17 protein-coding genes are annotated in these 16,910 nt (G+C 69.3%); 5 read left to right on the forward strand and 12 right to left on the reverse strand.

The features are described from left to right. Positions 1-256: 256 nt before the first annotated feature. The 9 genes from HV826_RS05120 to atpG form a co-directional block, all read right to left on the reverse strand. A complete protein-coding gene (locus HV826_RS05120; RefSeq protein WP_176415875.1) occupies positions 257-517 on the reverse strand; it encodes a hypothetical protein in 261 nt (86 codons plus the stop codon). Next, positions 514-960: an Rrf2 family transcriptional regulator gene (locus HV826_RS05125; protein ID WP_176415876.1), complete on the reverse strand. Its 447-nt coding sequence runs from the start codon at positions 958-960 to the stop codon at positions 514-516. Before HV826_RS05125 ends, HV826_RS05120 begins: the two co-directional genes overlap by 4 nt. A 1-nt stretch (position 961) precedes the next feature. After that, the gene (locus HV826_RS05130) at positions 962-1,960 is read right to left on the reverse strand and encodes a 2Fe-2S iron-sulfur cluster-binding protein (protein ID WP_176415877.1); all 999 of its coding nucleotides are present in this window, start codon (positions 1,958-1,960) and stop codon (positions 962-964) included. Between the two features lie 15 nt (positions 1,961-1,975). Further along, a complete protein-coding gene (locus tag HV826_RS05135) occupies positions 1,976-2,356 on the reverse strand; it encodes a group 1 truncated hemoglobin (protein WP_176415878.1) in 381 nt (126 codons plus the stop codon). Positions 2,357-2,625: 269 nt separating this feature from the next. Then, positions 2,626-3,036 carry a F0F1 ATP synthase subunit epsilon gene (locus tag HV826_RS05140; RefSeq protein WP_176415879.1) on the reverse strand — a complete coding sequence of 137 codons (411 nt, stop codon included), beginning with the start codon at positions 3,034-3,036 and terminating at the stop codon, positions 2,626-2,628. Between the two features lie 21 nt (positions 3,037-3,057). Further along, positions 3,058-3,627: a hypothetical protein gene (locus HV826_RS05145; protein ID WP_176415880.1), complete on the reverse strand. Its 570-nt coding sequence runs from the start codon at positions 3,625-3,627 to the stop codon at positions 3,058-3,060. Between the two features lie 36 nt (positions 3,628-3,663). Beyond that, on the reverse strand, positions 3,664-5,103 hold the full coding sequence (gene atpD, locus HV826_RS05150; protein WP_176415881.1) for a F0F1 ATP synthase subunit beta: 1,440 nt from the start codon (positions 5,101-5,103) through the stop codon (positions 3,664-3,666). Between the two features lie 167 nt (positions 5,104-5,270). Then, entirely contained in the window at positions 5,271-6,068 is a 798-nt protein-coding gene (locus HV826_RS05155; RefSeq protein WP_176415882.1) for a prohibitin family protein, read from the reverse strand. 106 nt (positions 6,069-6,174) lie between these two features. After that, a complete protein-coding gene (gene atpG, locus HV826_RS05160) occupies positions 6,175-7,059 on the reverse strand; it encodes an ATP synthase F1 subunit gamma (RefSeq protein ID WP_176415883.1) in 885 nt (294 codons plus the stop codon). 215 nt (positions 7,060-7,274) lie between these two features. On the opposite strand from atpG, the gene HV826_RS05165 reads away from it, so the two are divergent. The 3 genes from HV826_RS05165 (at position 7,275) to HV826_RS05175 (ending at position 8,813) form a co-directional block, all read left to right on the forward strand. Further along, a complete protein-coding gene (locus tag HV826_RS05165; RefSeq protein WP_176415884.1) occupies positions 7,275-7,703 on the forward strand; it encodes a response regulator in 429 nt (142 codons plus the stop codon). Between the two features lie 48 nt (positions 7,704-7,751). Beyond that, positions 7,752-8,429, forward strand: a complete 678-nt coding sequence (locus HV826_RS05170) for a vancomycin high temperature exclusion protein (RefSeq protein ID WP_176415885.1) — start codon at positions 7,752-7,754, stop codon at positions 8,427-8,429. A 111-nt stretch (positions 8,430-8,540) separates the two neighbouring features. Continuing rightward, on the forward strand, positions 8,541-8,813 hold the full coding sequence (locus HV826_RS05175) for a hypothetical protein (RefSeq protein ID WP_176415886.1): 273 nt from the start codon (positions 8,541-8,543) through the stop codon (positions 8,811-8,813). Positions 8,814-8,875: 62 nt separating this feature from the next. On the opposite strand, the gene HV826_RS05180 is transcribed toward HV826_RS05175, so the two are convergent. Next, a complete protein-coding gene (locus tag HV826_RS05180; protein WP_176415887.1) occupies positions 8,876-10,369 on the reverse strand; it encodes an SMI1/KNR4 family protein in 1,494 nt (497 codons plus the stop codon). A gap of 637 nt (positions 10,370-11,006) precedes the next feature. On the opposite strand from HV826_RS05180, the gene HV826_RS05185 reads away from it, so the two are divergent. Then, on the forward strand, positions 11,007-12,521 hold the full coding sequence (locus tag HV826_RS05185; protein ID WP_368670840.1) for a CotH kinase family protein: 1,515 nt from the start codon (positions 11,007-11,009) through the stop codon (positions 12,519-12,521). A 41-nt stretch (positions 12,522-12,562) separates the two neighbouring features. Beyond that, positions 12,563-12,907 (forward strand): co-chaperone YbbN, encoded by a 345-nt coding sequence (locus HV826_RS05190; RefSeq protein WP_176415889.1) that lies wholly within the window; start codon positions 12,563-12,565, stop codon positions 12,905-12,907. 10 nt (positions 12,908-12,917) lie between these two features. Here HV826_RS05190 and HV826_RS05195 read toward each other — a convergent pair whose 3' ends face one another. After that, positions 12,918-14,927, reverse strand: a complete 2,010-nt coding sequence (locus HV826_RS05195; protein ID WP_176415890.1) for an ankyrin repeat domain-containing protein — start codon at positions 14,925-14,927, stop codon at positions 12,918-12,920. Between the two features lie 99 nt (positions 14,928-15,026). Beyond that, positions 15,027-16,850 (reverse strand): ABC transporter ATP-binding protein, encoded by a 1,824-nt coding sequence (locus tag HV826_RS05200; protein WP_176415924.1) that lies wholly within the window; start codon positions 16,848-16,850, stop codon positions 15,027-15,029. Positions 16,851-16,910 lie beyond the last annotated feature (60 nt).

Raw genomic sequence — 16,910 nt, forward strand, 5'->3', positions numbered from 1 at the left:
GCGCTACAGCCGTCCTCGAAACTCCGCCGCTCGGATTCTTCACCGTCCACGCTCCATCCCTGGCGCCTGGTGGATCGCAGCGCGGGGTGGGGTGACTACCGCAACCAACACACGCGCGGCAAGCCTCGGCGGGTGCACGCATGCGCGCACCTGTACACGTGTCCAACTCTCGAAGCTTCGCGCACGGTGGGAATGGCGCACGAGGGACGCGCAAGTGGCACGAGCACGCGGGTATCAGCACACGCGCGCCGTCACATCACGCGTCGTCACGTCCCAGGTTGACGACGGCCTGCAAGCGCGCCATCACCGCCTGCGCGCCCTGATGCAGGTGCGTGCCGTCCCAGAGCGAGGGCGTGGTGTGTCCGCCGTGCTCGCGCCAGTCCGCCTCCGCCTCGTCGAAGGCCACGTTGCGAAAGCGCACGCGGTCCTCCAGCGCGTAATCCACGATGTAGCGCCGGGCCTGCGCGGAAGGCGCATCCGCGATGCGATGAAACAGCTCCAGCGTGCCGGACATCATGGCGCGGCGGCGGGGAGGAAGTAGTCTTGCAGGTTCGGGCGCGAGCGGCGGAGCAGGTCCGCCAGCGTGTACCGGTCCAGCACCGCGAGGAACGCCTCGCGCGCTTCGTCCAGCACGCCCTTGAGCCCACAAGCGGGGGCGATGGGGCAGGCGTTGCGCTCCCGGTCGAAGCACTCCACCAGGTGGAAGTCCGGCTCCGCGGCGCGCAGCACGCTCCCCACCTGGATGTCCTCTGGCGCGCGCGCCAGCACCACGCCGCCGGAGCGGCCCGCTCGCGCGTCCACCACCCCCTGCCCCGCCAGCGTCTGCACCACGCGCACCAGGTGGTGTTTGGAGATGCCGTACGCATCCGCCATCTCCTGCGTGGAGACGGGCCGCCCGGTGCGCGTGGCCAGGTAGAGCAGCACCCGCAGCGAGTAGTCGGCATGGAGGGTGAGGTGCACGTCAGCGGGCTCCGGCGTCGGAAGTACGCTGGCCCTGGGGAGCGCTCGGCAGGAAGGCATCCGTGTGGAGGTCTTTCAGCGAGAGCCCGGCCAGGAACAGCTTCTTGCGAAGGGATAGCACCAATGGCCCGTCTCCGCAGAGCCATGCGCGCCAGCCCAGCGGCTTGGGGCAGTCGGCGCGGATGAGCGCATCGAGCGCACCCTCGGCGATGTCCCGGGTGCCGCCCTCCAGCACGCCCGGACGGTAGCGGAACCCAGGATGCTGCTCGGCCAGCGCCCGCAGCTCGGAGGTGAGGTAGAGCCCCTCGGGCGTCCGAGCGCCGTGGAAGAGAAAGATGGGCCCCGAGTGGCCCGCCGCCAGCGCGTCGCGGACGATGCCGTACAGCGGCGCCAGCCCCGTGCCCGTGCCCGCCAGCAGCAAGGGCTGCTCGGGCCGGCCGGGCACATAGAAGCAGCTCCCCGCCGGGCCCTGCACCTGGAGCCTGTCTCCCGGCCGTGCGTCACGCGCCAGCCAGCCGCTCATCGCCCCGCCGGGCTGGAGCCGCACATGCAGCTCCAGGGTGTCTTCATGCGGCAGGCTGGCCAGCGAATAGCTGCGTGTCAGCCCGTCCTCGCGCATCAGGGAGAGGTATTGCCCCGCGTGGTACGCCAGCGGGCTTTCCGTCACCAGCCGCACGCGAAGGACGCTGGTGGACAGCCACGACAGCGCCTGGATGCGCGCGGGGAGGCGCAGCGCCTCCGCGCCTGTGACTTCCAGCAGCGTGCCCTCCGGAGGCCGGCAGGCACAGGCGAGGAAGTAGCCCTGTGTCCGGAGCGTGTCCTTCAGCCCCACCTGCGCGGCCTCTGGAACCGTCCCCGCCACGGCCCGCATCAGGCAGGACTGGCAGGCCCCCGCGCGGCACGCATTCGGAATGGACACGCCCTGGCGCAGCAGCGCGTCCAGCACACTCTCTCCTGACTCCAGCGGATACCAGTTGGACTCGTGCTTTACCTTGGCCATGGCGTGCTCCTCCGGTCAGCGGCCCAGGACGTCCGCGCGGGCGCTCTCCGCGATGGCCAGCACCTTCGCCACCAGCGGCGCGGCCACGCCCAGCTCCTCCAGCGTCGCCTTCAGGTGGCCCGCCACCGCGTCGAAGTGCGAGTCGTTCAGCCCCCGCTTCACCAGGGGCGCGTGGCCCGCGCGCATGTCCCTGCCCGAGTAGTGGACCGGCCCGCCCGTCACCATCGTCAGGAACGCCTTCTGCTTGGCGGCCTGGCGCTCCATGTCCACGTCCTCGAAGAAGTGGCTGATGTGCTCGTCCGCCAGCACCTTCCGGTAGAAGACCTCCACCGCCGCCGCCATCGCCGGCTCTCCCCCCAGCTGCTCGTAGACACTCTTCTCCGCCGCAACGCTCATGGTGTCGCTCCTCTCGCCCGGCATGGGCGTTAAGATGCATCCTAAATGCACCTTAAAACCCGCACCGTCAAATGGAAGCATCACTGTCAGTGGAGCTACTGCGACCGAGGACCGCCGCTGACGGGGGCCTGCTCCGGAGGCGCCACCCCAGCGGGGCACCGTCACGGAAGACAGCAGCGGACACCGGCTCCGCGCGAGGGGAGCCCGGGTGTCACGCCAGAGCCGCCAGGAGCGCGGGGCGCTCCTGGACGGTGAACCGCGGGAGCAGCCTACGCGCGCGCGGTGTTGGCGGCGCCGATACGGGCGGCCTCACGGCGCACCGTGGCCTGCTCCAGCTCGAAGCGCGCGTCCTCGGAGGACATGCCCTTCATGCGCTCCTGCGCCTCGGTCATGCGGCGGCGGGCGCCGTCCACGTCGATGCCCGTGACGGGCTCGGCCGCGTCGGCGAGCACCAGCACCTTGTCGTTGCCCACCTCCACGAAGCCGCCCGCGACGAAGTAGGACTCGCGCCGGCCACCCTCAATCAGCGTCAGCGCGCCCGGCTCCATCAGCGACAGGAACGGGGTGTGCCCCGGGCGCACGCCGAACAGGCCCCGGCCGCCAGGAACAATCGCCTCGTCGGCCTGCACCGACAGGATGCGCTTCTCGGGGGTGACAATCTCCACAGTCAGCTTGGCCATGAGGCTCCTCGCACAACCGAATCAGAACGTGAGCTGGCGGGTGGTTCCACCCACCGGCTCCAACTCCACCACCCCGGCGTCCGTCAGCCGGGGCCCCTTGCCGGGGATGCCGAGCGTGCCCTCCAGCCACTTGAAGTGGTGGGTGAGCTGGCGCACCTCGGAGAGCTGCCGCGTCGTGAGCCACTCGGTCAGCCGCTTCTCCTGAAGCCGCTGGCCATCCCGCCCGTACTGCGCCGCCACCACCACGCGCGCCCAGGCGGGAGGCCCCTTGGGCTTCTTCGCCTTCGACTTCTTCTTCGGCCGCGGCGCCGCCACGGCCTTGCCCTTCTCCACCAGCGGCCACACCACCCAGACGCGCTCGCCGTCGTTGGAGACGAAGTAGAGGTCGTCCACCGTGCCCAGACACTCGTTCAGCGTCCAGACGGGGCCGCTCTCCTGCGTCACCTCCAGCCGGCACTGGTCCTGCGCCGCCTCCACCATGCGGACGCTGTAGAGCCCGTTGGCGCTCACCCGGGCCCGTCCCCTGCGCTCCTCCGCCAGGGCGGAGGAGGACAGGCACATCAGGACCAGGGCGAGCGCTGCACTGCGCATGGTGACCTCAGCGGGAGGAGAAGCGTCCAGCTTAGCTCACACCATCTTCCGGGCGTTCTCGACCACCTCGTCGATGCTGCCCGTCATGTAGAAGGCGCCCTCGGGAATTTCGTCGTGCTTGCCCTCGGCGATCTCCTTGAAGCCCTGGATGGTGTCCTGGAGCTTCACGTAGCGGCCGTCCTTGCCCGTGAAGACCTTGGCCACGAAGAAGGGCTGCGACAGGAACTTCTGGATCTTCCGGGCGCGGGCCACCACCTGCTTGTCGTCCTCGGAGAGCTCGTCCATGCCGAGGATGGCGATGATGTCCTGCAGCTCCTTGTACCGCTGGAGGATGCCCTGGACCTTGCGGGCCACGCCGTAGTGCTCCGCGCCGATGACGGCCGGGTCCAGGATGCGGCTGGTGGAGTCCAGCGGGTCCACGGCGGGGAAGATGGCCAGCTCGGCGATGGAGCGGTTGAGCACCGTCGTCGCGTCGAGGTGGGCGAAGGCCGTCGCGGGCGCCGGGTCCGTGAGGTCGTCGGCGGGGACGTAGATGGCCTGCACGGAGGTGATGGAGCCCTTCGTGGTGGAGGTGATGCGCTCCTGCAGACTGCCCATCTCCGTGGCCAGCGTGGGCTGGTAACCCACGGCGCTGGGGATGCGGCCCAGGAGGGCGGACACTTCCGAGCCGGCCTGGGTGAAGCGGAAGATGTTGTCCACGAAGAGGAGCACGTCGCGGCCCTCCACGTCGCGGAAGTACTCGGCCATGGTCAGCGCGGACAGGGCCACGCGGGCGCGGGCGCCGGGCGGCTCGTTCATCTGGCCGTACACCAGCACGGCCTGGCTGGCCTCCAGGTTGTCCGTCTGGATGACCTTCGTGTCCTGCATCTCGTGGTAGAGGTCGTTGCCCTCGCGGGTGCGCTCACCGACGCCGGCGAACACCGAGAAGCCGCCGCGCTCCACGGCCACGTTGCGGATGAGCTCCTGCAGGAGCACCGTCTTGCCCACGCCGGCGCCGCCGAAGAGGCCAATCTTGCCGCCGCGGGTGTACGGGGCGAGCAGGTCGATGACCTTGATGCCCGTCTCGAACATCTGCACGCGCACGTCCTGCTCCGTGAAGGGCGGAGGCGCGCGGTGGATGGACCAGTACTCCTGCGCCTTCACGGGGCCCATCTCGTCCACCGGGTCGCCGGTGACGTTCAGGATGCGGCCCAGGGTGGCCTTGCCCACCGGCACCTGGATGGGGGCGCCCGTGTTCCTCACGGCCACGCCGCGCGCCAGGCCCTCCGTGGAGTCCATGGCGATGGTGCGGACGGTGTTCTCGCCCAGGTGCTGCGCGACCTCAAGGGTGAGGTTGTCCGCGTCGGCGCTCAGGTTCGCGTTGGTGACCTTGAGGGCCGTGTAGACCTCGGGGAGACCGCCGGGCGGGAACTCGACGTCGACCACGGGGCCGAGGACCTGGATGATTCTGCCTGCCGTCGGAACTTGAGCGCTCATGGAATCGTCTGCCTCGCACGGGGAGCGGACGGGCGCCGCCACCCTTGAAATTTCGGCCCGGCTGTGAGGGCGGGCCCCCTTTACCGGGGCCCCCCCCGGGGGTCAAGCCTCCCGGGCAACTGGCTGTAAGTCCGGCTTAGCGCAAGCCACATGCCGCGCGCCACCCCTTACCGCCCATCCGGCTGGTACACCAGGGGCAGCCCGCTGTTCGGGCTGCCGACCAGGACGACCTTGGCGTTCTGGCTCTGGGCAATCCGCTCCGTGGCCTCGATGCCCTTGAAGCGCAGGTACTCCTCGGTGAGCCCCTTGCGGACGATGTCCTGGTACCGGGCGATGCCCTCCGCTTCGATCTGCTTGCGCTCCGCCTCCTGGCGCTCCTTGTCCAGGGTGAAGCGCATCTTCTGGCTGCGCTGCTCCTCCGCCAGCTTGTCGGCGATGGCGTCGCGGATGGCCGAGGGCAGCGTCACGTCCCGCACCAGGATGGCCTCCACCACCACGTGCTTGCCTTCGAGCGAGCGCATCACCTCCTCGAAAATCTCCTGCTCAATCTGCTCGCGCTTCGAGGAGTAGATCTCCTCCGGCGCGTAGCGGCCGAACACCTTGCGCGCCTCCGAGCGGACCACCGGGGCGATCAGGATGTCGGCGTACTTGGGCCCCGTCTGGGTGTGCAGCTCGAAGAGCTTCGCGGGGTCCACCCGGTAGCGCACGCTGGCGTCCACCTTGAGGTCCAGGCCGTTGTTGGACAGGACGCTCAGCCCGTCCTTCATCTCCTGCACGCGCAAGTCGTAGACGATGAGCGACTTGCCCGGCCGCAGGAGGTGGAACCCTTCGCCATACGGCTCACGCTGCGTGCCGCTGCCGAACGAGTCGAAGCCGATGCCTCCATACCCGCTGGAGACGGTTTCAAAGCCACACCCCGTGACGCAGCACACCAGCCCCAGGAACCACCACAGCCGCTGACGCATGTACCCCCTCCTCGAGCGCGGACTCGCGCGCTCGGCCAGGGGCTTAAACGCGAAGGGCCCACCCCGATAGACGGGGCGGGCCCAGGGGCGCGGCTTTGTGAAGGCCCTACTTCAGGGCCTCGGCGCCGGAGACGATCTCCATCAGCTCCTTGGTGATGACCGCCTGACGCGTGCGGTTGTAGGTGAGCGTCAGGCTGCCAATCATGTCGGTCGCGTTGGAGGTGGCGTTCTCCATGGCGCTCATGCGGGCGCCATGCTCACTGGCCACGCTCTCCAGCAGGGCGCGGTAGAGCTTGATGTTGACGGCCTGGGGCACCAGGCGGTCCAGCACGGCCTGGCGGTCCGGCTCGTACTTGAAGTCCACCAGCGCGGTGGAGCCCTCCGTCGGGGCCTGGCCCGGCGTGCCCAGCGTCTGCAGCGGCAGCAACTGAGCGACCTTCACCGTCTGGGCGATGGCGGAGACGAACTCGTTGTAGACGATGTGGACCGCGTCCACCTCGCCGTTGATGTAGCTGGCCACCAGCTCCTCGGCCACGTCCGCGGCGGCGCGGTAGTTCAGGCGCTGGTACAGGCCGCCGAAGTCCTTGCGGATGTTCTGGCCGCGGTTGCGGAAGAAGTCGTTGCCCTTCCGACCCACGGTGGAGAGGCGGATGCTCTCCAGGTTCGTGTTCTCGTAGAGGAACCGGTTGGCGCGGCGGATGACGTTGGAGTTGAAGCCACCGGCGAGGCCACGGTCCGACGTGAGGAGCACCAGCTCCACGCGCTTCACCGGGCGGGCCGTGAGCAGCGGGTGGCTGAGGCTCTCGGCCCCGGCGCGGGCGGACAGGTCCGCGATGATCTGGTCCAGCATCGTCGCGTAGGGACGCGCCGCCAGGATGCCGTCCTGCGCCTTGCGGAGCTTCGCGGCGGAGACCATCTTCATCGCCTTGGTGATTTGACGCGTGTTCTTCACCGAGCGGATGCGCTTGCGAATGTCGCGAAGGGACGCCATGGACCGGGGAGCTCCTGTGGGGCGTTCGACCCGCTTTGTCCAGAAGGAAGGCGGGGCAGGGTAAGACGGGGCCCCCTATATAGGCGGGGCGGGAGCCGGTCAACGGATGCCTGCCGCCGCCGGGCAGACGATCGCCCGCCCCACCGGACACGGCAGGCGGCCGAGCCTCCCTGACAGCCCCTCCCCGCAGTCGTACACGGACTTACCTTGCGGGCATGGTGGCTCAAACGTCATCCGGTCCGCTGCTCATCGTCGAAGACGACGTCGACATCTGTGAGGCCCTGCAGGACTACCTGGAGATGCACGGCCACACGGTGCGGGTGGCGCGCAACGGCCGGGAGGCCCTGGAGCAGCTGGCCCAACCTCCCCGCCCCGCCCTCATGGTGCTGGACATGGCCCTGCCCATCTTGGACGGCCACCGGGTGTTGACGACCCGCAAGGCGAGTGAAGCCCTGGCCCAGGTGCCGGTCATCATCCTGTCCGCGGGCATGGCGGCGATGAATCCGCGCGACCGGGCCGTCTACGCGTCCACGTACAACGTGGCGGCATTCCTGAAGAAACCCGTGGAGCCCCGGCAGTTGCTGGAGGCCATCGAGCGGTACGCGCCCAAGCCGGCAGGTGCCCAGGCGGGCATGTCCCCCTGAGACAAGGGCGTCGCTCTGGGCTTTCCGGTGAAGGGCGCCCGGAACACAATGGCCCCTCTACCGGTGTTCGTGGGGTCCATGAAGCCAGGCGGTGCGAGACGGGTGTGGTTGCGTAGAGGCCTCGCGGTCCTGGCCGCGGGTGGGCTGGGGCTGCTCGCCCTCTCCCATCTCGTCCGGGTCAGCTACGAGGACCGCATCGTCCCCCTGGAGCAGGCGCCCCAGGCCCCCGTGGCGCTGGTGTTCGGAGCGGGCCTGGCGCGGGGCGCGGTGCCCTCTCCCGTGCTCGCCCAGCGGCTGGATGCGGCCGTCGCGCTGTGGCAGCAGGGCAAGGTGCGGACGGTGCTCGTCAGCGGGGACCAGACGAAGCCCTTCCACCATGAGACGCGCGCCATGCGGCGCTACCTGGTGGAGCACGGCGTCCCCGAGAGCGCGGTCCAGGGCGACGAAGCGGGGCTGTCCACCTATGACAGCTGCCTGCGGGCCGCCACGGTGTTCGGCGCGAAGCGAGCGGTGCTCGTCACCCAGCGCTTCCACCTGACGCGGGCGCTGTTCATCGCCAACTCGGTGGGCATCGACGCGTGGGGCGTGGCCGCGGACGAAGGACGGTCGACGCCGTGGCGCTACCAGGTGCGTGAGACGCTGTCGCGCGTGCTGGCCCTGGCCATGGTGATGCTGGAGGTGGAGCCCGCCTACCCCTCCGGCCGCACCGTGCTCCCGGAGCGCTGAGGCACGGGCAGGCATGGCAGGCGGGCGGGCGGCGAGAATTGCCGCGGCCCCCGCGGGTTCTCATTCTTGAGACGAGGGCAGCCGACTCACCGCGCTTTCCGAGGAGAGGCCATGCGATTCAAGAAGCTGGGGTCAGACGACGTGGGCGAGTCCACCTCTCGGCGTCACATGAACCCGGACACCGGTGAGGATGAAATCAACATCTCCGACCAGGACCTGGCGGCGACCCCACCGCTGGAGGAGGAGCCGGAGTTCCGCGACATCCTCCCGGACGAGATTCATGAGTTCCGCCGGGGTGACGAGGAGGAGGAGCCGCTGGAGCTGACGGCGCAGCCGGGCTACCGCATCCGCCCCATCGACTTCGACAAGCTGCCGCAGGGATAAGACGTGCGGTGAGGCGACGTCGAGGCAAGGCGCTCAAGCGCGCCTTGCCTCCGAGCCCGTGACTACCGGCCGCGAGCGGACTTCTTCGCCGCTTGCTTCCTGGCTGAGCCCTTCTTCGAGGCGGGGGGCTTCTTCGAGGCGGGGGGCTTCTTCGCCCCGGCCCTCTGAGCAGCGGCCTTCTTCACGGAGGACTTCTTGGCCGCGCTCTTGTGAGCAGCCGCCTTCTTGGCTGCGCCCTTCTGAGCAGCCGCCTTCTTGGCTGCGCCCGTCGGGGCACCAGCCCGCTTCGCACCGCCCTTTTGAGCGGGGCCCTTCTTCGCCGCGCCCTTCTGGACAGGAGCCTTTGCGGTGACGGCCTTCTTCGCCGCGCCCTTCTGCACAGCGGTCTTCTTCGCGGCCTTCGAGGTAGCGGTCTTCTTCGCTGCGACCTTCTGGGCAGGGACCTTCGAGGTAGCGGACTTCTTCGCCGCGCCCTTCTGCACAGGGGCCTTCGTCGCCGACTTCGAGGTGGCCGGCTTCTTCGTTGCGGCCTGCTGGGCTGCCTTCGCCGTACCGGACTTCTTCGTCGCGACCTTCTTGGGCGCAGCCTCCGGTCCCGCAGCGGCCTCACCCGTTCCAGCAGGGAGGTCCGCCGAGGCCACTCCCGTCGCGGCCTTCTTCGAGGGGCGCGTCTTCGCGGAAGCCGGCTCCCCGGCGGCCTTCTTCACCCCCTGCACCTTGCTCGACGCGCTCTTCGGGAACAGCACGCCAGCTCCGCCGATGGCGAGCGGTATCTGCTGGGCCTGCGCGCGCGCCTTTTTCGGGCCGGCTCCGTCCTCGTGCCGGGAAGACGAGCGGACGTCGTCGTACTCGTACGCGAGTTCGCGAACCTCCGTCTCTTCCGCCTCGGCGGCCTCTTCATCGGCCAGCTCCGCCTTCTCGAGCTGCTCCTCCTCGTCGACCGCTTCAGCCTCGGCCGCCGCACCGGGGGGGGCCTCGCCGGCCTCCGCCGCTTCCTCCTCCTCGTCGACCTGGACGCCGGACAGCGCTCCCTGGAGGACGGCATTCATCGCCCGGGCAAAGGTGCGCTCACCGAAGCTCTCCACCTCCGCGGGGGGCACGAGCACGTCGAGCATGTCCTTCAGCGAGCGGTACAGCCGCATCTGCCGCTTCTCGCCCTCCCAGGTGCCATAGAGCCAGTCGTCGCCCTCCAGTGCCTCGACCCAGGCCGGCAACGGACCGCCACCGTCGCCCTGCTCCACCATGGCCGACTTGCGCGAGGCGAAGAGGTGCCGGTGCTGCCCCTTCAAGCCGATGCGCCATAGCCCCGCCGCGGGAAGCCCTTCCAGCTTGAGGCGGGTCTTCTCCATGACGCTCGGGTCTGCCTCCGCGCCGTGCAGCCGGAAGAGGAGCACCTCACCGTTGAGCTCGCCTCCATTGAACGCCTGATACAGGTCGGTGAGCTCGTCGGGGAATGGAACGCCGCACTCCGTTTCGGCCCGGCGAATCTCCTCCGGAGAGACGCCAGCTGACGATGCCTTTACCGACTTGCGAAGTGCCTCCAACCACTCGTGCATGACCCCTCCACGACATCCAGTCGCACAACCTTACGGCGGCTGAGCGCTCCTGCGCAGTGCGGGCTTTGGCTTTTGATGACACCGCGCCAGAGCTGATCCAGTTCGCTCCGGCTGACATGGCGGCCACCACCGCGCGCAGGCATACCTTGAAAACCCGCCCCCACGGTCCAACCCATCCCCTCCTCCGGAAAAACAGGGCGCACGCGCGAAGGTGATGCCCCTGGAGCCTGCTCCAGCCGCCCGCGCTTCGGGACGGTCCAGGCGTTCCGCTGATCCATCCTCCGCCGAGGAGAGCGTCCCATCGCGGCAACAACCCACTCGCCTGGCCGCCCAGGGCCCGGCCAGAGCGCGCAATGGGGTGCGTCGCCCGGCCACGCGAGCGGAATTTCCGACCGTGCTTAGCCTCCGCCAGACCGTGCCGGGAGCACCGCGCTGGCGGCTCCCGAGACGTAGCAGGCTGGGAGGACGACGAATGGGACGCGGAGCGGGATGGTGGGTGGCATGTTGGGTCGGACTGGCCGCCTGTGGTCCAGGCGGTGGGCCACGACGGGAGACTCCGCTCCAGGATGGAGCCCCTTCGACACCTCGGGGCGCATATCCCCAGGTTCAGCAGGACGTCCCCACCTTCGCCCTGGACGTGGCGCCGGAAGACCTCGCGAAGCTGGAGGCGGACCCGTCGTCGGACGACACCGTGCCCTGCGCGGTGACCCTGGGAGGCGTGCGCGCGACGGGGCAGCTTCGCTTCCGAGGCGCCAGCACGCGGGAGCTGCCGCAGAAGAGCTACAAAATCGAACTGGACTCCGGTCAGGCGCTGGAGGACCGCGACCACTTCCATTTGCTCGCGAGCTGGTTCGACGGCGGGAAGCTGACGGAGAAGTTCGCGGTGGACTTGTACACCGCGATGGGGCTGCCCGTGCCCAGCGCGCGCTACGCCCGCGTGAGCGTGAATGGCGAACACCAGGGGCTCTACCTGGACATGGAGCACGTCGGAAAGGACTGGCTGAGGCACCACGGGCACGAGCGTGGCGCGGCCATCTACCGCTGTGGCCATCGCAACTGTGAGCTGACGCTGGAGCCCGGCCCCCACCAGGGCGACTTCGAGAAGCGCATCCCCAACGACGCACCGGACCGCGAGGCGCTCGACACGCTCCTGTCATGGGTGAACCGGGGTGACGACGCCACCTTCGACGCCATGCTGGAGCGGCATGTGGATGTGGAGGCGTACCTCGGCAACCTGGTGGCGGATGCGCTCATCTCCAACAGCCTCGTCGAAGACTCGGGCAGCTTCTGGATTCACGAGCCCCAGACGGACCGGTGGACGTACGTGCCGTGGGACTTGAACAACGCACGGATGCTCTACTGGCGCACGAAGAGCGCCGAGACGCCGCTCCCCGTCGACGCCTCGCCGCAAGCCTTCACGCTGTATGACGCCGCGGTGCAGGACGTGTTCGACCAGCGGGTGCGGACCCGGCCGGAACAGCGGCCCACCTGGAGCGTGCTGGCCACGCGCGTGTGGGACCGTCCCGCGCTCCGAGCACGCGTGCTGGAGAAACTGGAGGCCGCGCTCGCGGGCCCCTTCTCCGAGGAGCAGGCCCTGGCGCACCTCGATGAGCTGTGGAAGGTCGTGGAGCCCGAGCTGCGCGAAGACCCGTCCGTCTCCGGAGCACACGCGCGTCGCGCACGGGAGGTCCTCCGAGACTACGTGCGTGGACGGCGCGCGTGGTTGCTCGAAACCCTGAGCGCCCTGCGCGCACACGGAGCAGGCCCGCTGGTCATCCGCGCGGTCGCCTCGGGGAGCGCGGGCTTCGTGGAGCTTCATAACCGCGGCACCGCCCCACTGCGCTTGGAGGCATACGAGGTCACCTCGGACTTGCGCGCACCGGTGCGCTACCGACTTCCAGCCGGCGTCCTGGAGCCCGGCGCGGCCCTCCGGTTGGAAGCGAGCGGCGACGTGGCCCGAGGACCGCGGCATCTCCCGTTCATCCTGCCTTCGGAGGGGGGCGAGGTGGGGGTGTTCAACGCAACGAGCGGGGCGCGTCCGCTGCTCCACAGCCCCGAGGATGCCGTCTGGTACGGCCCACTGCCCGCTGGCACGGTGTACGAGCGCCGGGGCGGCGGCGCCGGCGAGGACTTCGAGCCGCGAGCCCCGTGAGCGGATTGAACACGACGCTTGAGCCCGTTAGGCAGGAGGCCATGGCACATCCCGTGAGCTACGAGGGGACGGCGGAGAACTTCGACCAGCTGGTCCTGGAACCCAAGGGCGAGCTGGTCGTCGTGGACTTCTGGGGTGACGGCTGCCCGAACTGCGACATCTACGCGGCGGCCGAGCCCGCGCTGCTGGCGGAGCTGGATGGCGCACCCATGCGCGTCGTCAAGGTGAACGCGTACCAGTACGAGGACCTGGCCAGGCGCTTCGGACTCTTCGGCATCCCCACGTTCCTGCTGTTCCGTGAGGGCAAGCTCATCGGGAAGATGAGCCAGTACTACGGCAAGGAGTACTGGCTCGGCGTGGTGCGGGACCACCTGCCCAGGGCCTGAGGGAGCCCGCCTACACCTGCACGGCCCCGTCCTTGCGCAGCACATTGAACAGCTTGTCCCGGTCCAGCTCCGACCTGGCGAAGGCCTTGGCGACAAAGAGCTTCTTGAGCGCCGCGTCCGAGGCGTCGAACTCGCCGTTCTCGTAGTGGTGCTTCGCCTTCACCTTGGCCTGGATGTCGTGGTCGTCCGCGATGACCACGTCCGCCTTCAGCACGCCGCCGACCCGGAGCGAGGCGTCGTTGCCGTGGCCCCACACCACCCGCGCCTCCAGGTCCTTGCCCACGACGACCTCGCCGTCCGTGTCCACACCGGTGGCGCGCAGCGTGCCGCCCACCACGAGCATCCCTTCCATCCCCGCGTTGCGCACCACGCCTTCCACCGTGAGGTCTCCCGTCACGAGCAGCGGCCCATCGACGTGCACGTCGCCCTTCACCACGAGGTCCCCTCGCACGAAGCGCGGCAGCTTGGACAGGCGAGGCGTCTTCTCCTCGGCCGGAAGCACGTCCCGCGCGAGCTGCACCACCGCCATGGCCGTCCACGGGAGCCCGCCCTGGAGCGAGGCCGCGAGCTGGTCCCAGGACGTGGCACCTTGCAGCGCGAGCCCCTGCAGGACCTGGTCGACGCCGTCCACGTCCTTGTCCTCGAAGTACCAGGCCTTGAGCAGCGCCTTGCGCTGACGCTTCAGCGCCTCCAGCAGCGGCTGCACGTCCAACGCGCCGGCCTTGCCCGGGGAAGCCTTGGCCCCCATGAGCTGGGCGAGGGACGCGTTCTGGTGCTCCAGCGCCTCCTGCACGGGCGTCTGGCCGCTGCCATTCTTCAGCGAGACCTCCGCCCCCGCCTTGAGCAGGACCTCGATGACGGGGCCTCGCTCCTTGAAGCGTGCGTGCTGATGCAGCGGCGTCCAGCCCTTGCCCGCGTTGGGGTTCGCTCCCGCCTCGATGAGCGCCTGAGCCACGTCGGCCTGACGCGCTTCGAAGAGCGCCGTCCGCCCTGACGCATCGAGCGCATCCACGGGCACGCCCCCCTTCGCCAGCGGGGCGATGCAGGACACGCCGCCATACTCGGCCGCGACGTGCAGCGGCGTGGACTTCTTCGAATCGACGACATCGGCGGCGACGCCCAGGCGGAGCAGCTCCTTCACCAGCGCCGCGTCATCCACCATCGCGGCCAGGTGGAGCACGCTGTGCTTGCTGGAGTCCTTCACCTCCACGTCCGCCCCCAGCGCGACCAGGGCCAGCACCCGGCCCGTGCGGCTGTTTCCTTCGAAGCCGGGACCGAAGAACGGCTTCGCGTCCAACCCCGCCGCGAGCAGGAGCCCGGCATCCAGGTCCTTGGCCTGCTTTCCCTTGGGGCGCGCCGCGGGCTTCTGCTTCCGCAGCCACGCGTGGAAGCCCTCATCGGAGAATGCGCCCTCCAGGCCCTGGAAGTTGAGCGGGTCGTCGTCCCCCGTCACGCCCTGGGCGCACATGCCGGGGACCTCCTCCACCTTGGCGAGCAGCTCGCGGTAGCCCTGCTCCTTCTTGCCTTGCGTCAGCGCACGCCAGGCTTCAAGTCCACGACGGCCACGTTGATGGTCCGGGAGTGGCCGCATGCTGTCGGCCTCATCCAGCGCGGCCTCCACCTCGTCGAGCTGCGCCACGGTCGGCTTGCGCCGCACCAGGTCCTCCGCCCACTGACTCAGGGCCAGCGAGCGCGCGCGATGCGCGAGCGTCAGCGCGCCGCCGGGCTTCGTGCCTCGCGTCAGCTCGAGGATGCGGTCGCGAAGCCGCCAGTGCTCGGCCTTCAGCTCCCGCTCCCAGCGGTGCGGCTCCAGGCGGCGCGTCGGGTCCAGACACCAGCTCAGGGAGTGGAGTCCCAGCAGATGCCCGGGCTCCGTCGCCACGACTTCGCGCAGCAACGGAATCGCCCGGTCCAGCTGCGGCGGCACCTCGTCCAGCAGCGTGTCCGCCTTCTTCATCAACGCAGCGACATCAACCTTCTTCGGAGCCTGAGCACGCGACATGGCGAGAGAACCTGCCATGGGTCAGTGACATGCGCGCGCGAAATTCACGGGCCGCGGGGACCTTCACGGTCCGAGAATTCTCACGCGCCAAGCCGTGGCATGACCGCTGTCGCCTGCTCAGTCCCGATACCCGCGCGCCTGCAGCCGGAACAAGTGCGCGTAGCGGCCGTCCTTCGCCATCAGCTCGTCGTGGCTTCCCAGCTCGTCCACCTGCCCGTTGTGGAGCACGGCAATCTGGTCCGCCATGCGCACCGTGGAGAAGCGGTGCGAAATCACAATCGCGATGCGGTCCGCCGCCAGCGCCTGGAAGCGCTCGAACAGCGCGTGCTCCGCCTCCGCGTCGATGCTGGCCGTGGGCTCGTCCAGAATCAGCACCTCCGCGTCGTCGCGCATGAAGGCCCGCGCCACCGCCAGCTTCTGCCACTGCCCCGCCGACAGCTCCTGTCCCTTCTCGAACCAGCCGCCCAGCATCGTGTCGAACTGCTGCGGCAGCGCCGTAATCACCCCACTGGCCCCGCCCTCCTCGGCCGCCTTCTCGATGCGGCTCCGGTCCTCCAGCGCCGGCACATGCCCCAGGCCAATGTTCTCCGCCACGTTGAACTGGTAGCGCACGAAGTCCTGGAACACCGCCCCGAAGCGGCTGCGCAGGTCCTCCACGTCCATGTCCTTCAGGTTGACGCCGCCATAGAAGATGTCGCCGTCCACCGGCTCGTACAGGCGCAGGAGCAGCTTCACCAACGTGCTCTTCCCCGCCCCGTTCTCTCCCACCAGCGCCAGCTTCTGTCCCGGCTTCAGCGTCAGCGACACGTTCCTCAGCGCCCACGCATCCTTCCCCGGATAGCGGAAGGACACGTCACGCAACTCGATGGCGCTGTCCTGTCCTCGCGGCGGCGACAGGGGCGGCAGCACCCGCGTCGCCTCGCCGCCCGTGGGGATGTCCAGGTACGCGAACAGGTTGCTCATGAAGAGCGCGTCCTCGTACATGGAGCCCACGCTGGTCAGGATGCCCTGGAACGCCGCCTGCCCCTGACGGAACACGCTCAGGTACAGCACCATGTCGCCCACGCTGATGGCCCCGCTCGCCGCGCGGCCCGCCACCAGCAGGTAGCAGCCGTAGAAGGCCCCCAGTGAGAAGACGCCCAGCCCCAGGCCCCAGGCCATCCGCCGGAAGGCCAGCGCCCGGTCCTCCGCGAAGAACTTCTGGAAGAGCGTGCGGTAGCGCCCCAACACCAGCGGCCCCAACCCGAAGAGCTTCACCTCCTTCACGTGGCTGTCCCGCGTGAGAATCCACTCCAGGTAGTTCAGCTTGCGGCCCTCGGGCGCGCGCCACGAATAGAGCCGGAAGCCCGCCATGGCCAGCCGCGCCTCGGCGATGAAGGCCGGCACCGACGCGGCCACCAGCACCACCACGCTCCACGGCGACAGCGTCACCAACAACGCGGCGAAGGTGCCCAGGGTGATGGCGTTGCGGACAATGGAGAACGCCTGCGTCACCAGCGACAGCGGCCGGCTGTTCGCCTCGCGCCGCGCGTTCTGCATCTTGTCGTAGGTGGCCGAGTCCTCGAAGTGCTGCAGCTCCAACGCCAGCGCCTTCTGGAGGATGCGCTCGTTGAGCAGGTTCCCCAGGTTGGCGCGAAGCAGCTCGCGCGTCAGCGTCAGCCCACGCTCCACCACCGCCGAGCCCAACATCAACCCGAACTCCAACCCCACCAGCCCGTACACCCGTGAGCGGGCCTCCACCGAGCCCTGCGCCGCCGCCACCACCGAGTCCACGATGAGCTTGCCCACCCAGGCGATGGCCGCCGGCAGCAGCGCCGCCACCAGCGTCAACGCGCCCAGCACCACCGCGCCGCGCGGGCTGGCCTGCCAGAAGAGCCGGAAGGTCCCCGGCAGCTGCTTGAAGAGACTGCCCGCGTTCTGGAAGCGGGCCTTGAGCGACACCGGGGCGGCGGGGGCTGTTGTAGGACGAGGAGACACGGTCCGCGTTCATAACGCGGAGCG

This window comes from Myxococcus sp. AM010, assembly GCF_013372585.1.
Taxonomy (GTDB): Bacteria; Myxococcota; Myxococcia; order Myxococcales; family Myxococcaceae; genus Myxococcus; species Myxococcus vastator.

What these genes read in the sequence shown, in the direction of transcription:
- HV826_RS05120 (WP_176415875.1), bottom strand. Translation starts at nt 517, where the DNA reads ATGATGTCCGGCACGCTGGAGCTGTTTCATCGCATCGCGGATGCGCCT.
- HV826_RS05130 (WP_176415877.1), bottom strand. Translation starts at nt 1,960, where the DNA reads ATGGCCAAGGTAAAGCACGAGTCCAACTGGTATCCGCTGGAGTCAGGA.
- HV826_RS05135 (WP_176415878.1), bottom strand. Translation starts at nt 2,356, where the DNA reads ATGAGCGTTGCGGCGGAGAAGAGTGTCTACGAGCAGCTGGGGGGAGAG.
- HV826_RS05140 (WP_176415879.1), bottom strand. Translation starts at nt 3,036, where the DNA reads ATGGCCAAGCTGACTGTGGAGATTGTCACCCCCGAGAAGCGCATCCTG.
- HV826_RS05145 (WP_176415880.1), bottom strand. Translation starts at nt 3,627, where the DNA reads ATGCGCAGTGCAGCGCTCGCCCTGGTCCTGATGTGCCTGTCCTCCTCC.
- atpD (WP_176415881.1), bottom strand. Translation starts at nt 5,103, where the DNA reads ATGAGCGCTCAAGTTCCGACGGCAGGCAGAATCATCCAGGTCCTCGGC.
- HV826_RS05155 (WP_176415882.1), bottom strand. Translation starts at nt 6,068, where the DNA reads ATGCGTCAGCGGCTGTGGTGGTTCCTGGGGCTGGTGTGCTGCGTCACG.
- atpG (WP_176415883.1), bottom strand. Translation starts at nt 7,059, where the DNA reads ATGGCGTCCCTTCGCGACATTCGCAAGCGCATCCGCTCGGTGAAGAAC.
- HV826_RS05165 (WP_176415884.1), top strand. Translation starts at nt 7,275, where the DNA reads ATGGTGGCTCAAACGTCATCCGGTCCGCTGCTCATCGTCGAAGACGAC.
- HV826_RS05170 (WP_176415885.1), top strand. Translation starts at nt 7,752, where the DNA reads ATGGCCCCTCTACCGGTGTTCGTGGGGTCCATGAAGCCAGGCGGTGCG.
- HV826_RS05175 (WP_176415886.1), top strand. Translation starts at nt 8,541, where the DNA reads ATGCGATTCAAGAAGCTGGGGTCAGACGACGTGGGCGAGTCCACCTCT.
- HV826_RS05180 (WP_176415887.1), bottom strand. Translation starts at nt 10,369, where the DNA reads ATGCACGAGTGGTTGGAGGCACTTCGCAAGTCGGTAAAGGCATCGTCA.
- HV826_RS05190 (WP_176415889.1), top strand. Translation starts at nt 12,563, where the DNA reads ATGGCACATCCCGTGAGCTACGAGGGGACGGCGGAGAACTTCGACCAG.
- HV826_RS05195 (WP_176415890.1), bottom strand. Translation starts at nt 14,927, where the DNA reads ATGGCAGGTTCTCTCGCCATGTCGCGTGCTCAGGCTCCGAAGAAGGTT.